Below are 15,786 nucleotides of genomic sequence, written 5' to 3'. Positions count from 1 at the left end.
ACCGCATATAAACTTTGTAAATCAACTTTCTATTGTGGTACCTCGTATAATTAGAAAGAAATAATTTGAAATGATAAAAGCCCCTTAATTTTTCAAGCGAAATTAAGGAGCTTTAACATATTAGTATTTAGTTAGGAAGTTATTCTTTATCTGTTATCTTTAACTTTTGTTTTAATAATGCATAATCTTGCGTTAAGGTTACAAGTTGATGGTGTAATTTGGAGATTTTTCTCGTCAGGTCAAAAATTAAGATAAAACAGAATAATAGTCCGAATAAGAATAAAATGGACGGAGGATATTCTACTTTTAATAGTTTTCCAATCCAATTTATAATTTTATCCGTAGAACTTAAAATAGCCATTGCAATACAAACGAAAATCCATAAAATAGCATATTTTGTTTCTAAAGTCCCACGACGAATGGAATTAATAATTAAGAAGAATAGTAATAAAATAAAGATAAATGAAAAGGTAATTATATGCATTTATTATCAACCTTTCACGATTTTTTGCATCAATATAGCAAGACTTACCTTAACCATGTAATATGCAGATTTAAGGGGAGTGATGGAAGATTGTCCACCTTGTCGCTCTTGCATATTTACAGATATTTCATTAATGCGAAGTTTTTTCTTTTTTAAATGAATAAGGACTTCTGGTTCTGGATAATCTTTTGGATAATTGTGTGCAAAAATCTTAATTACTTCTCGATTGATAGCACGATACCCAGAAGTTGGATCCATAAATGTTTGTTTTGTTAGTACTTTCAATAGAGCAGTAAAATAAAAAATACCGATTCTTCGGGAAATACTACCTTTATATGCTGTTTTTTCTGTAAAACGTGAACCCAGCACCATATCGCATTGATCCTCGGCAATAGGCTGTATGATTTTGTATAAATCATCAGGATTATGTTGTCCATCAGCATCGAACTGAATCGCAATATCATATCCGTTCTCATAAGCGTATTTATATCCAGTTTGTACAGCTGAACCGATACCTAGATTATATGGTAAATTAACAAGATGAACAGGGAAATCTTTTACGATTTGAGCTGTTTTATCTTTTGATCCATCATTAATAACGCAAATGCTTAATGCTGTAAAATGCTGTTTTAGTTCTAATAATCTTGTTAATGTATCTGCAATTGCTTCTTCCTCGTTATACGCTGGAATAATAATTAACGTTTTTGGTATTGAAATTGGTACCTCAATAGACATTACCGCACCATCCCTTATATACTTAATCATATTATGGTCATTTTTAAACGAACATTATTTAATATACCATTAATAGTATAACAAAATAAAGGAAAAGCTGATGGGTGATTTTAGGAAACAGGCATCGAATAAAAATGCTAAGGCGTAACACTTTATTATAATAAAAAATACATGCAAGGAAGAAAAAACCTGTGCATGTATAAGATAAAATTTTAATGTTACATATTCCAAGGCTTACTTAAAGTTAACACTTCAGCCATTTCTGTACTTTTCAAACGTCCTTTTTTTCTATTTTCTGCACGCTCTGAACCAGTTGTATGTAGCCAATGTTCTTCCTCTGTTTCAGGAATTACTTGTGGTACAGATGAAGGTTTTCCGTCTTTTAATGCGACAAATGTAATAAAACACGTTGCGGCCATTCTACGCTCGCCTGCTAGTAGATCCTCTGCAATTACTTTTACGAAAACTTCCATTGAAGATTTTCCTGTATAACATACGAATGCTTCATAACAAACAGAATCTGCTTGGTGAATTGGAGTTAAAAAATCAACGGAATCGATAGATGCTGTTACGCAATGTTTGCGGCTATGTCTTGCAGCTGCAATTGAAGCGATACTATCAATTTCTGCTAATAATTTCCCCCCAAAAAGTGTTTGGTGATTATTTAAATCGTTAGGAAAAACACGTGTTGTTTTAATTGCTTTTGATTCTCGCATGAATTTCTTTTCCATATATTCATCCCCTATTTTCTGTTTTCAATCAGAGTGACATGTGTAAGTGGAGTACTCATATTAGATATTTAATGAAGTAAAGTGTTCCAAAAGAGGATTATCCCGCTATTTGCGGGCTAATAGTCAGTGGAGGATGAACAAAACCCCCGCAGATTAAAGTTTCACTTTATTGAAATTTCTGTATTTGTATTCATGTAACTGAAAGAAAATTTATCGTATATAAAATGTAGTGTAAAAGAGGATTCGCTTACATTGCAAGTGAAAAAGTAATGACTATGTATTTGTCATAGAAATTCCCTATTAACCTTGTGCCTATTCATGATAAAATCGTTTTGTTATGAATGGAAATAGAGGTGCAATGGACATATGAATCATATAAAAACAAATTTTTCGTCTTTCTTCAGTAAAATAATGATAGGTGCGATGCTCGCATTTTTTGTCTATAGTTGTTGGTCGGCTTTTGAAACAAGTAAGCAATTTTTTGGGGGAAGTACAACAAGTATAACAATCGTATTAGTGATTTTTGTTATTCTTATTTTGTTAGTAGCATCAATTTTGCAATATCGTTTTACAGATAAACAATTTCTTATTTTTCTTATAAGCATATCTATAGTTGTAAGACTTATCACAGTTCTATTTGTAGATGTTCCAATGATAGGTGATATGAAAGCTATGTATGAGTCTGCAAAGCAGATTGCAATTGGCAATAATATAGAGAATGTAGCACAGTTACCTTTTATTATTTATGAATCGATCATCATTCGTATATTTGGTGATACGGTATTTGCTTTACAACTATTTAATATTTTATTTTGTACAGGAACTGCATTTTTCATTTATCGCATTGCGTCAATGGTCTTTGGAGAAGAGTGTGGTCGTGTTGCATCAATGTTTTACGCTTTATATATTCCAAATATATTTATGAGTTCTGTATTAACGGCGGAATCACTCGCAATATTTTTATGTTATTGTGCTTGTTACATATTTTTATATAAGGGATTAGATCATCCTTATATGTGGGTAATTTCAGCCGTTTTATTTGCGCTTAGCAATATGATTTTCCCAATGGGGTTATTTTTACCTATTTTTATAGCTGTATATGTGCTGTTAATTGAATTATTTCAATCAGCAACGAAACAAAAATTACTATTAAAAATGATAGGACTACTTATTCTGTTTTATAGTACTCATTTTGGTGTGAGCTATGGTATCAAGATGATGGGAATGTCACAGTATACGATTTCTAATCAGACTTATGTTCAATCTGTTTTAATTGGAAAAAGTCAAAATGAAGAAAAAACATCCAAAAATCAAAGTGTAAAAGAGCACATTGATCAAGAGTTAAAAGAAATGGAAGTAGAAAGGTTTAAACTGTTAAAACCAGTTATTAACCAGCTTTCAGACGAGGGAATAAATTCTATTATTTTTAAATGTGAAAAGCTTATATATATAGCGGTGACATTATTTATGTCCATAGCTTTATTACATTTTCTAATTAAGAAACAGCAAAATGAAGGATATATGTTGTTTGTATTATTAATTACCGGATATGTATCGTTAAGGCTCTTTCAAGTAGATATGGCATATTATAATATTATTATGCCAGCTTTGTTTATTTTACAAAGCTTTGGTGTTTATATGAGTTATTTTTATTGCCAAAAAATATTTTTCAGAAAATAAAAGAATCCATTTTGGATTCTTTTTTTGTAGATGGATGATAAGGATGAATACAAAGTGGGGATGAAGAATCTCCACTTTGTATCGGTTTGCCTTATCGGTTTAGTTCTAGTTGTAAATTATCCGCTGTTAAGGCCATTTTCGAGGAATCGTCTTGAATACTCTTCATTACTTGTGAAATAGTTTCTAATTCATTTTCAATTTTTTTATTTTGTTCTTTAGAGTTAGACATATCTTTTACGATTTCTTGGAAATATTGATCTGTCGCATGCATACTATCTGTACCTTCAGATACGAGAGAGCTTATTTGTTCCACGGAAGAAGAGACGTGTATAATTTGTTCATTAGTTTTTTCAACGAGTTTTGTAACGTTGGAAATTGATTCTTTCGTTTGCTCTGATAACTTTCGGATTTCTCCCGCTACGACTGAAAAACCTTTACCAAATTCGCCAGCACGTGCAGATTCAATAGCAGCATTTAATGCTAGTAAATTTGTTTGCTCGGCGATTGATTTTACAATATCAATGATTTCGTTAATTTTGTTAGAAATATCAAGAAGTTCACGAGTATCAGTAATGATAGTTTCCATATTCGTTTGTTTTGCAGATTTAATTGTTCTTTTCCTTTATTGGCCTTTTCTTCTGATGTCGTAGCTAATGATGTACCTGTTTTGGCAATTCCTACGATACTTTCTGATTTAGATGTTAACTGTTGAATAGAAGAGCTTGTTTTTTCAGATACTGCCGCTAGTTCTGTTGCAATATGTGTAATCGTCATAGATGTCAGTTCTTTTTCTTTTTCATGTTCTTTTTGGATTTTTTCATATTCGGATTCATAAGCTGCAATAACAAGTTCTTGTTCTAATATGAATAATTTATTTATTACGTTTATAGAATAAGAAAAATCGTCTATCGTTGAAATTTTCGTTTGCAAAATCTTCATGATGGAGCGGAATAATTCTTGATAAGCAGCAGTATACCATTTTCTATGTAAACCAATTTGTACGTGCCTTTTTGCAATTCTAACACGTTGTTCAATAAAATCTTCATTCATATTCCCGCTGAACAATTCTTTAATATGTGTCTTTAAAGTTTGTTTTAATTTGGGAATAGAGCTGTAGCGTTCAATAACAGCAATTAAATTAGGTTGTTTTGTGATGTTGGTGTAGAATTTTTCTGTTATCCAATCTATTTCCTCATAAATAAATGGCTGTAATACTTTAACAATTTGTAAATCTTCCTTTGAAATATGTAGCATATCCATTTGAGTTTTTAGTTCAGAATTAGCAGGCACGTTAAATATGATTTTTTGGTCTTTGCTTAATTCAATTATACTGGTGTTTGTTTTATTTTTTTAAAAAACCCCAAGCATCATTCTTCCCCCTGTTTATAAAGCGTTTTCATTTTTTGTTCTAATGTAATTATATATTTTTATATACAATTACTCTATAGTATATGGAATTGTATATAAATTAAGAGAATTCTATGTAGAATTCTCTTAATGGCCTTTATTAATTTTTGCATGTGTTTTAAAGAAAACTGGGAAATGTACATTATATATTACGGTGACCACACGAATAACGAATGTTATTAATAAACAAACATAGAAAGCTAATACGTGTGCCCCCATTGCATGTGTAATTAAGAAACTAACTGCTCCTAAAATAGAAGCAATTGCATATATCTCTTTTCGGAATACATACGGGATATCTTGAGCGCAAATGTCACGTAAAATACCGCCCCCAATACCTGTAATAACTCCCATTGAAACGACTAAAAACGAGGCGTCAACGTGATGTGACATTGCTGCATTTGCACCAATAGCTGTAAATACACCTAAACCAACAGCATCAGAAAGCATAATAACAACTTGAAGTTTATTGATGCGCTCAAAAAACATACATGTGAATAATGCTGATAGTACACTTACGAAAAAGTAAATGGGTTTTACAAATGCGACAGGAGGCAGGTTACCAATCATAATATCACGAATAATACCGCCGCCGAGCGCAGTAGCTACAGCTAAACAAAGGACACCAAATAAATCTAGATCTTTTTTCAAACCAACTAATGTACCAGAAATGGCAGCGGCGATAATGCCAAGAAACGTAAATATATCGATTAATAACATGGCTTTAATTCCTTCCTCTTAAAGATGTTCCAGAGAAAAAATATACACTAAAGTTTTGGAAATAACAATTACTTTTCGCTACATGTAGAAAAATGGATGAAATAGCTAAAGAAAGCGTTTGAAAATGCTTGATAAGTAGCAATAAAGTAAAGCGGAAAAGTGTGGAAAGATTAATAGTATAGTTTTTTGATGTAGCTTAGTTGGAGGGATGGTACAATAAGAGAAGTCCGCTTTGTACATTTGTATAAAATGATAAAAAAATATTTCTGTACGGTCGAAAATAAGTGCATATGTGTTAGATAGTTTTTATAGGGATGGGGAAGGATAGCTAAAGGACAATGTTTTCGGTTACTAATAATGCTGGATTTGACTAGTTTCGGCATGAAAAATAGTTCTCAATTTAAATATGAGTTATGTTATAATTGCTAGGTGTGTTTAAACAGTAGAAAACTATGATTAAAAGATAATGTAAAGATTTTTTATGGAGGTCTTGGAATGTTAGCAAATCAAGCTAGGGTTAGATTTGAGCATTTTTTGCTCTTTTTTATTATTTTACAGCCTGTTTTAGATTTATTAACGTCTCTTAGCATCGTTTTATTAAAGTCAAATGCCACTGTTGGAATTTTGGTAAGATTTCTTATTATGGCTGTTGGTGGTATTTACATTTTAATTCAGGCAAAAGAGAAGGAAAATAGGAAGTTTTTAATTTACTTAATACTATTAGCAGTAGTTTTAGGGATAGGGTTTATTAATAATAAACTAGTTAAGAATCCTATTGTACTTGGTGAAGAAGTTAAGTTTGTTGCGAAGGCATTATATATATATATTATGCTAGGATCATACATTTTAGCTTTAAAATCATTGAAAAAGAAAGTAAATATTAGTGACAAAGTCAGAAATAGTATTGTGTATTCAACATTAATCATTAACGCTATTATGGTTATTTCTATTTCGACATCTACAGACTTTGGTAGTTATCAATGGATGAAAGTTGGTTCCCGAGGGTGGTTCTATGCAGGTAATGAACTAGGGTCAATCTTAGCTATTATTTTCCCTATCGTGGTACTATATTCTATTCAAAAAACAAAGAGCGTGAAACACGTTTTATATTGGATTCCATCGCTTTTAATGATTTACTCGTTAATTCAAGTTGGTACGAAAGTAGGGATGGGCTCAATTGGTGCTACGTTAGCAGCAGCAATCGGGATTATCGTACTACAATTATTATTTGATAGAAGAAATCCAAACAAAAAGTCTCTTGTACTTAATGGATTAATTGCTATTGTCCTATTAGCTGGTGTTGTCGGAACGTTTAAAATGACGCCATTAGCACAAAATATGGGTATTCATAACAACTATTTATCAGAACAAAATGTAGCGCAGCAAGGTCAAAAAGAAAAAGAAATTAAAGAGAAAATTAAAAAAGAAGAAAAACAACATAAAGTTGAGAAACCAGAAGAAAAGGCGAAGGTAGAAGCGGAAGTTAAGAAAGAGCTTGAGAAAGAGCAAAAGAAAGAAAATCAAGAAAATCTTATTTTCAGTGGACGTCAAGTATATGAAGAGAGACATAAGCAGTTCTTTAAAGAAGCGCCAATGTCACAAAAGTTATTAGGAATGGGTTATGCAGGTAACTATAAATATAATGAACAAAAGCAGCCAGATCCGAAGCTAATCGAAATGGACTTCCATGATTGGTTTTATGATTTCGGAATTATTGGTTTTGCGTTAATGATGATTCCATTTATTTATTACGGCGTAAGAATCCTACTAGCATTTGTTACAAGATTTAAGGAAATATTTAATGTGAAATATGGAATGATTACAGCAAGCTTAGTATTAGCATTAGGTATTGCATATATTGCAGGACATATTTTGACAGCACCAGGAGTAGGGATTTACTTTGTAGTGGTGTTAGCTTATCTAATCGTAGATCTAGAAATTGAATGATAAAAATAAAAGCTAACTTTTGTTAGCTTTTATTTTTTAGTACAGTAAAATAAAGATAGATGGAAATGTAGCGAGGATTTAAAGGAGGAAAAAATATGAGGATATTGCATATGAATGCAGGAGCAGAAGATGGTGGAGGAAAAACACATATTATTTCACTGCTTGATCAGTTTCCGGATGGTGAAGTAGAATTAGCAGTATTTGAAGATGGAATTGTTGCGAAAGAAGCAAGAGAGCTAGGAATAAAAGTTCATGTATTTTCACAAAAATCTCGCTATGATTTATCCATTTTAAAGAACATAAGTGAATTCATTAATAAAGAAAAATTTGATGTAGTTCATACACACGGTCCTAGGGCGAATTTCTTTGTTTCTCTAATGAAGAAGAAATTCGCGGCAAAATGGGTAACGACAATTCATAGTGATCCATTTCAAGACTTTACTAAACAAGGCTTAAAAGGCTGGATTTTTACTAAGTTAAATTTGAAATCTTTAAAAAATATAGATTTATTTTTTGTTGTAACGAATAGGTTGAAAAAAAGCTTAGCGGCATTAGGTATTTCAAATGAAAAGATGCATGTTATTTATAACGGGATTGAATATGATCAGGAAAAAGCAGATGGCTATAATAAAAAGGAAATGTTTAATATTGACGAAGATGTGTTTACGGCAATCCAAGTAGCGCGTCTGCATCCTGTTAAAGGACATGAAGTTTTATTCGATGCGTTACAACAAACGAAATTGGAAAAAATTAAAGTGTTATTAGTTGGTGATGGGCCGTTAGAAGGAGAACTAAAGGCATTAGCTACTGAAAAAGGGATTAATGATAAAGTTGAATTTTTAGGGCATCGTCAAGATGTGAAACAATTATTTGCTTCATCACATGTCAATTTGTTAACTTCCCATAGCGAAGGATTTCCATTAGTTTTATTAGAAGCGGCAAATCAACGTGTACCATCAATTGTGACTAGAGCAGGAGAAATCGAACCGTTAATTGCAGATGAAACTTATGGATGGATTGTACCAACTGGTGATGGCAAGGCATTGGCATCGGCATTAGAAGAGGCGTATGACAAGTGGAAAACTGGAGAGTTATCAGTAATGGGCAAGCATATTTATGAGCATGCTACTATGAACTTCTCACTTCAAAAATTATATGAAGATACGAAAGAAACATATAAGCAATTAATAGCGAAAAACTTTTAATGATAGAGAGGATAGTTAAATATGGCAGTACAAACGGTTGATATTCTAGGTGTTCCTTTCTCTACAATGACAATGGATGAAACGGTCCAATATTTAAAGGAACAACTAGAATTGGAGCAAACTGATACTTTTCAGGTAGTAACAGCAAATCCTGAAATTGTTATGTGTGCAAAAAAGGATGAAGAGTTCCATAAAACATTACTAAATACCGATTTAATTACACCTGATGGTATTGGGGTTGTAAAAGCAAGTGGTATGCTTGGTACACCTGTAAAAGAACGTGTAGCAGGTTTTGACTTAATGTGTAATTTATTTGCGAAGTTATCAGAAGAGAATAAACCAGTATCTGTTTTCTTATTAGGTGCAAAACCACATGTTGTACAAGCCGCGGCTGATCATTTAACGAAGACATATTCAGCTGCATCTATCGTGGGGATACAAGATGGATATTTTAAACAAGAAGAAGAAGAGAATATTGTTTCACGTATTCAAGAGGCAAAACCAGATTTATTACTTGTTGCACTTGGCTTTCCAAGACAAGAAAACTTTATCCAAAACAATAAGCATCGTTTAGAAACGAAAATGGCTGTTGGAGTAGGCGGTAGTTTAGATGTGTGGGCTGGAGAGGTAAAGCGTGCGCCAAAATGGATACAAGCTATTCATTTAGAGTGGTTTTACAGATTATGTAGTAATCCAACACGCTGGCGTCGTCAGTTAGTATTAGCCGAGTTTTTAAAAGAAGTAATGCGTTCAAAAAAGTAGCGGAATATCGCTACTTTTTTTTATTTGTTTATTTTTGATAAAGTGAAACTTTAATCAGTGGGGGTTTTGCTCATCCCCCACTGATTATCAGCCCTCACCAATCGGGCATTTACGGGCAGCCCGACTCCCAACTAACTTCTTTGCTCCAGCTGGATTTTGAGGTGGGAGTTCTACTGCCCGCAAATAGCGGGATAAACATTTTACTTTTTGGGAGTGATGAAGGAGAATTTTTTATACGAAAGTATTTTACTTATGCAATACACACATGTAAAATGATGTGTAAAGACACCTGTGTAAGGAGGACTTCTTGTGAGCAAGGTAAAAGAAATTTCGAAGCGAAAGCTACTTGGTATAGCAGGGCTTGGCTGGCTATTTGACGCAATGGATGTTGGAATGCTTTCATTTGTAATAGTGGCGTTGCAAAAAGAGTGGGGATTAAGTACTCAAGAGATGGGTTGGATAGGTAGTATTAACTCAATTGGTATGGCTGTAGGGGCGCTCGTTTTTGGGATACTATCAGATAAAATAGGACGGAAATCGGTCTTTATTATTACATTATTACTATTTTCTATTGGTAGTGGCTTAACGGCTTTAACGACGACACTCGCGATGTTCCTCGTTTTACGCTTTTTAATTGGTATGGGGCTTGGCGGGGAACTTCCAGTTGCATCTACCCTTGTATCGGAGAGTGTTGAAGCACACGAACGTGGGAAAATAGTTGTACTATTAGAAAGCTTTTGGGCTGGTGGTTGGTTAATCGCAGCTCTTATCTCATATTTTGTTATTCCTAAATACGGTTGGGAAGTTGCTATGGTATTAAGTGCAGTTCCAGCGTTATATGCTTTATATTTAAGATGGAATTTACCCGATTCTCCGCGATTTGAAAAGGTTGCAAAAAGGCCATCTGTTATTGAAAATATAAAATCGGTTTGGTCTGGAGAGTATCGTAAAGCAACAATTATGTTATGGATTCTATGGTTTTGTGTTGTCTTTTCCTATTATGGAATGTTCCTTTGGTTACCTAGTGTAATGGTACTGAAAGGCTTTAGTTTAATAAAAAGTTTTCAGTACGTACTCATTATGACCTTAGCTCAACTTCCAGGATATTTCACAGCTGCATGGTTTATTGAACGTCTTGGTCGTAAATTTGTATTGGTTACGTATTTAATTGGTACAGCATGTAGTGCTTATGTGTTCGGAATTGCGGAGTCATTAACAGCATTAATAGTGGCAGGTATGTTACTATCCTTCTTTAATTTAGGTGCTTGGGGTGCATTATACGCTTATACACCGGAACAGTATCCAACAACTATTCGCGGTACAGGTGCAGGAATGGCAGCGGCATTTGGACGTATTGGTGGTATTCTTGGACCACTATTAGTAGGGTATTTAGTTGCTTCACAAGCTTCACTATCGCTAATATTTACGATTTTCTGTGGATCAATTTTAATTGGGGCACTTGCTGTAGTTATACTTGGTCAAGAAACGAAACAGAGGGAATTAGTATAAAGAGAAACTTTAATCAGTGGGTGTTTTGTCCATCAACCACTGATTATTAGCCCGCACCAATCGGGATCAAAGAAAAGGGGAATCAAAGTGGTTTCCTTTTTTCTGTTTTTTTAGATAAATAATGGTATAGTAAGAAAAAGGGATTGTTTCTTACTAAAGCGAATGTATACAACAAGACATATGGACAAAGGAATTAGGTGGCTAGATAAATGAAAATCTTACTTATCATGGAAGAAACAGAAGAGCGAAGAAAATTAGTTGAGAACTTTACTGAAAACATTCGAAATGTAGAATGTTTTGAAGCGGAAACTGGAACAGAATCTTTGCTAATAATGAAAAAACATACACCTGATTTTGTTTTTTTAAATTCGCAATTAATGGATGGTACTGGTTTTGAATATTCGAGTTTATTACGAGAAGTGCATTGTTATACGAAATTTATTTTTATTGGTGAGGATATAGAAGAGGCAATTACAGCTTTTCGTTTCCAAGCGTTTTATTATTTATTACGACCATTTCGTGAAGAAGATTTACAATTCATTTTATATAAAATGGGAAAAGAACAAGGTGAGAAAGCAAAGAGTCATTTGCGTAAACTGCCGATAGAAGGCCATGAGGGGATTAGATATATTTTCCCGGAGGATATTGTATATGTAAGTAAAAATAAGGAAAACAAAACCGTTTCAATTTATACAACGAATAATCAGTATATTTCAACATACACACTCCAGGAATTAGAAAATAAACTAAATGCATATGATTTTTTACGTGTACATAAAAGCTATTTAATTAATATGTCATATGTACAAGAACTTAAACCTTATTATAATGGCACGTATAATTTGCATTTAGACAGGTACGATGAGCAACCGATTCCAGTAAGCCGCAATTATGTAAAACGACTTCGAAATAAAATTGAACTGTGACAAGTAATGAGAGAATTTTAACATGATAATCTAAAAATCCTTCATGATAAGGAGGATTTAAGTAAAGTATTCAGAAAATTTAGTACAATCTCCACTAAGAAGTAGTAATGGGGGGATTGTATGTGAAAACATTGAAATCAATTTTGCTTTGGGGAGTTATTGCAGCGCTAGGAGCATCGGCTTTTGGTGTAATAGCGTTATCGCAAGGTGAGACAATTAATGCTGTATGGCTATTAGTTGCTGCTGTATCAGTGTATGCGATTGCTTATCGCTTTTATAGTAGATTTATAGCGAGGAAAGTTTTTGGCCTAGATAATAATAGACAAACACCTGCTCATACGTTAAATGATGGCAAGGATTATGTTCCGACAAATAAATGGGTTTTATTCGGACATCACTTTGCAGCGATTGCAGGGGCAGGTCCTTTAGTAGGACCGATTTTGGCGGCACAGATGGGGTATTTACCTGGGACAATTTGGATTATTGTTGGGGTAGTCATTGCTGGAGCTGTACAGGATTTTGTAATTTTATTTGCTTCAATGAGACGTAATGGTAAATCATTAGGAGAAATGATTAAAGATGAGATTGGTCCTGTTACAGGATTAATTGCAATGATTGGTATTTTAGGTATTATGATTATTTTATTAGCGGTATTAGCTTTAGTAGTTGTGAAGGCACTTGTTGGAAGCCCATGGGGAATGTTTACAATCGCAGCAACGATTCCAATTGCTATTTTAATGGGAGTTTACATGCGTTACATTAGGCCAGGGCGAGTAGGAGAAGGATCAGTAATCGGTATTGTTCTACTAGTCTTATCTCTTATTGGAGGACAATATGTGGCGGAAAATCCGACACTTGCAAGTATGTTTACTTTTAGTGGTGAGACAATTGCTATTATGCTTATCGTATATGGATTCATTGCATCAGCATTACCAGTTTGGATGCTTCTTGCGCCACGTGATTATTTAAGTACATTTTTAAAAATAGGGACGATACTTGGGTTAGCAATTGGTATTTTAATTGTAGCTCCAGATTTGCAGATGCCGGCAGTATCTCAATTTGTTGATGGAACAGGGCCTGTTTTCTCGGGGAATTTATTTCCGTTCTTATTTATTACAATAGCTTGTGGTGCTGTGTCGGGATTCCACGCTCTCGTTTCATCAGGCACGACGCCGAAAATGATTGAGCAAGAAGGCCACGCAAGGCCAATCGGTTATGGAGCGATGTTAATGGAGTCGTTTGTAGCGGCAATGGCTATGATTGCAGCTTGTGTATTAACACCGGGAACTTATTTTGCAATTAATAGCCCAGCAGCGCTAATTGGAACGGATGTATCACAAGCAGCTCAAGTTATTTCTTCATGGGGATTTGCTATTACACCGAATGAATTAAAAGAACTTGCTGTTAATGTCGGAGAACAGACCATTTTATCACGTACAGGTGGTGCACCAACATTGGCAATTGGTATGGCGTATATATTTTCGCAAGTAATAGGCGGAACGGCGATGATGGCATTTTGGTACCATTTTGCTATTCTTTTTGAAGCACTATTTATTTTAACAACGATTGATGCCGGAACACGCGTAGGGCGATTTATGATTCAAGACATTTTAGGTCATGTATATAAGCCGTTTGCGAAAACAGATTCAACATTAGCAAATGTGGTAGCTACAACACTATGCGTACTAGGGTGGGGGTACTTTTTATATCAAGGGGTGGTAGATCCTCTTGGTGGAATTAATACGCTATGGCCACTTTTCGGTATTGCAAATCAAATGTTAGCGGGGATTGCATTATTACTTGGAACGACAATCTTATTCAAAATGGGGAAAAAGGCATACGTATGGGTAACGCTTATTCCGACTGTAGGATTACTTATTGTAACGATGACAGCTGGTTATCAAAAGTTATTTCATGAAAATCCTAAAATAGGATTTCTATCACATGCGAAAGTATTTCAGGGAGCGTTAGATGATGGGAAGGTATTAGCTCCAGCTAAAAATGTTGCGCAAATGAAACAAATTATTTTTAATGACTATATTGATGCGGCACTTTGTGGAATTTTTATGATAGTTGTAATTGCTGTGTTAATTTCTGCACTTCGAATTTGGATTCAGGTATTAAGAAATAAGCCAATGCCGTTAAAAGAGGCACCATATATTCCAAGAGATGAAAGTGAGTCGAGGAACTATGCTTAAAAGTTTACGGAACGTATGGGGAAAGAGAAAGCAATTTATTAGTTTACTTGTCGGAGTTCCAAGTTATGAAACGTATGTAAATCACATGAAAGTACATCATCCAGAAGAGAAAATTCTATGTCAAAAGCAATTTTTTGCTGAGGCACAAGAAGCTAGATTTAATGCAAAAGGCGGAAAGATATCGCGATGTTGTTAATGGAGGGGACGAAATTTCGTCTCCTTTTTTAGTTTGCTTTTTGCTGTTCCACGTGGAACAATAAAACAAAAAAGTTTGGGAATTATAGGGATTTCGTAATACAATAACATATAGAAAGGGATAGATGGAAAAGAAAAAGTAGGGAGATTAGTTTATGTTCAGAGATCTATTTGTAAATATGACAATCATTCTTTCCTTTATCTTTGTGGGTGCTCAGTTTTTAAGAGATAAGCCATTAAAAGAAGGATTCTCTTTTTTGCAGAAATGTTTGGTCGGTATTTTAACTGGAATATTAAGTATATTATTGATGCATTTTGGTGTACATATTGAAGATATTATGTTGGACTTACGTTATTTAGCTGTTGTTTTGGCAATTATAATTGGTGGCCCAATAGCTAGTAGTATAACAGTTGTGATCATTTTAATAACGCGGGTATTTTTTACTGAGTATTCTTTAGCATCTGAATTGGCTTGCTATACTATCGTGGCAATAGGGATTGGTATTACCCCCATTTGGCGGATGAAGATTTCTATATTTACAAAATGGATATGGTTTAATGTGTACAGTTTGTCTATTTTAATACTACCACTTTATATTTTATTTAAGGATCTATATGTAGTGGCATTATATTTAATTTGTTGTATTGTAGCGGCATACATCACATTTGTAAGTACAAGTTACGTATTGCAATCGAATGAATTATTTCAAACGATGAGGCATTATGCAACGATAGATGCATTAACGAATCTAGGAAATGTAAGGCAGTTTGATTTAGAGATGAATCGCCATATTGGTAACGAGTATATGAAAAATGATTCACTTTGTTTATTACTTATCGATATTGATCACTTTAAGTATGTAAATGATACATACGGCCATCCTGCTGGGGATGAAGTATTAAAACAAGTAGGACGTATTTTGCTAAAGAATGCACCATTCCCAAATTTAGTCTTTCGAAAGGGTGGCGAAGAGTTTGCCCTGTTGTTACCAAAAAAGGGATTAGCATTTGGAATTCGTATAGGGGAACAAATTCGATTAGCTGTTGAAAAGCATTCATTCCAAATGAAAAATGGAAAGAAAATTAAAATCACAGTTTCTGTCGGGATTTCAGAGTATAAAAAATCACCTGATCAATTTATTCAATCAGCGGATGATGCGTTATATTATTCAAAAAGAAATGGTAGAAACAAAGTTAGTTCAGCATCATAGAAATTCGGGAAGTACTTTAAAACATTTCTGCAAAATAATTAAAACCCACAGAACAATAAATGTTCTGTGGGTTTTA

15 protein-coding genes are annotated in these 15,786 nt (G+C 33.8%); 9 read left to right on the top strand and 6 right to left on the bottom strand.

Going from position 1 to position 15,786, the window contains the following annotated elements:
- Window positions 1-139: 139 nt before the first annotated feature.
- From MR071_RS09150 to MR071_RS09140, 3 genes are all read right to left on the bottom strand, one after another.
- A complete protein-coding gene (locus MR071_RS09150; protein WP_002174456.1) occupies window positions 140-484 on the bottom strand; it encodes a DUF2304 domain-containing protein in 345 nt (114 codons plus the stop codon).
- 6 nt (window positions 485-490) lie between these two features.
- Window positions 491-1,219, bottom strand: a complete 729-nt coding sequence (locus tag MR071_RS09145; protein ID WP_000021472.1) for a glycosyltransferase family 2 protein — start codon at window positions 1,217-1,219, stop codon at window positions 491-493.
- Window positions 1,220-1,437: 218 nt separating this feature from the next.
- Complete coding sequence (locus MR071_RS09140) at window positions 1,438-1,950, bottom strand: acyl-CoA thioesterase (RefSeq protein WP_105586747.1); 513 nt, start codon at window positions 1,948-1,950, stop codon at window positions 1,438-1,440.
- Window positions 1,951-2,316: 366 nt separating this feature from the next.
- Between MR071_RS09140 and MR071_RS09135 the strand changes: the two genes are divergently transcribed.
- Window positions 2,317-3,630, top strand: coding sequence for an ArnT family glycosyltransferase (locus MR071_RS09135; RefSeq protein ID WP_242235777.1), 1,314 nt, complete (start codon window positions 2,317-2,319; stop codon window positions 3,628-3,630).
- Window positions 3,631-3,721: 91 nt separating this feature from the next.
- On the opposite strand, the gene MR071_RS25780 is transcribed toward MR071_RS09135, so the two are convergent.
- The 3 genes from MR071_RS25780 to MR071_RS09120 all read right to left on the bottom strand — a co-directional run bounded on the left by MR071_RS25780 (window position 3,722) and on the right by MR071_RS09120 (window position 5,757).
- Window positions 3,722-4,216, bottom strand: coding sequence for a methyl-accepting chemotaxis protein (locus MR071_RS25780; protein ID WP_255833591.1), 495 nt, complete (start codon window positions 4,214-4,216; stop codon window positions 3,722-3,724).
- A complete protein-coding gene (locus tag MR071_RS25775; protein ID WP_242235774.1) occupies window positions 4,141-4,884 on the bottom strand; it encodes a protoglobin domain-containing protein in 744 nt (247 codons plus the stop codon). Before MR071_RS25775 ends, MR071_RS25780 begins: the two co-directional genes overlap by 76 nt.
- A 240-nt stretch (window positions 4,885-5,124) precedes the next feature.
- Window positions 5,125-5,757 (bottom strand): trimeric intracellular cation channel family protein, encoded by a 633-nt coding sequence (locus MR071_RS09120; RefSeq protein ID WP_000924380.1) that lies wholly within the window; start codon window positions 5,755-5,757, stop codon window positions 5,125-5,127.
- Window positions 5,758-6,252: 495 nt separating this feature from the next.
- Here MR071_RS09120 and MR071_RS09115 point away from each other — a divergent pair, with 495 nt between their 5' ends.
- The 8 genes from MR071_RS09115 to MR071_RS09080 all read left to right on the top strand — a co-directional run bounded on the left by MR071_RS09115 (window position 6,253) and on the right by MR071_RS09080 (window position 15,710).
- Window positions 6,253-7,704, top strand: a complete 1,452-nt coding sequence (locus tag MR071_RS09115; protein ID WP_242235772.1) for an O-antigen ligase family protein — start codon at window positions 6,253-6,255, stop codon at window positions 7,702-7,704.
- 95 nt (window positions 7,705-7,799) lie between these two features.
- Window positions 7,800-8,909, top strand: a complete 1,110-nt coding sequence (locus tag MR071_RS09110; protein WP_105586750.1) for a glycosyltransferase family 4 protein — start codon at window positions 7,800-7,802, stop codon at window positions 8,907-8,909.
- Window positions 8,910-8,930: 21 nt separating this feature from the next.
- Window positions 8,931-9,671 (top strand): WecB/TagA/CpsF family glycosyltransferase, encoded by a 741-nt coding sequence (locus MR071_RS09105; RefSeq protein ID WP_105586751.1) that lies wholly within the window; start codon window positions 8,931-8,933, stop codon window positions 9,669-9,671.
- A gap of 309 nt (window positions 9,672-9,980) precedes the next feature.
- Window positions 9,981-11,180, top strand: a complete 1,200-nt coding sequence (locus MR071_RS09100; protein ID WP_242235770.1) for an MFS transporter — start codon at window positions 9,981-9,983, stop codon at window positions 11,178-11,180.
- A gap of 209 nt (window positions 11,181-11,389) precedes the next feature.
- Window positions 11,390-12,106 (top strand): LytR/AlgR family response regulator transcription factor, encoded by a 717-nt coding sequence (locus tag MR071_RS09095; RefSeq protein ID WP_242235768.1) that lies wholly within the window; start codon window positions 11,390-11,392, stop codon window positions 12,104-12,106.
- A 122-nt stretch (window positions 12,107-12,228) separates the two neighbouring features.
- Entirely contained in the window at window positions 12,229-14,304 is a 2,076-nt protein-coding gene (cstA, locus tag MR071_RS09090) for a carbon starvation protein CstA (protein WP_105586755.1), read from the top strand.
- Entirely contained in the window at window positions 14,297-14,500 is a 204-nt protein-coding gene (locus MR071_RS09085; protein WP_002113158.1) for a YbdD/YjiX family protein, read from the top strand. Before cstA ends, MR071_RS09085 begins: the two co-directional genes overlap by 8 nt.
- Before the next feature lie 154 nt (window positions 14,501-14,654).
- Window positions 14,655-15,710, top strand: coding sequence for a diguanylate cyclase (locus tag MR071_RS09080; RefSeq protein ID WP_242235766.1), 1,056 nt, complete (start codon window positions 14,655-14,657; stop codon window positions 15,708-15,710).
- The last annotated feature ends 76 nt before the right edge of the window (window positions 15,711-15,786 follow it).

The sequence above is a fragment of the Bacillus cereus group sp. BfR-BA-01316 genome, assembly GCF_022664195.1.
In the GTDB taxonomy this organism is placed as follows: Bacteria; Bacillota; Bacilli; order Bacillales; family Bacillaceae_G; genus Bacillus_A.
This window is presented reverse-complemented; position numbering and strand designations above follow the sequence as displayed.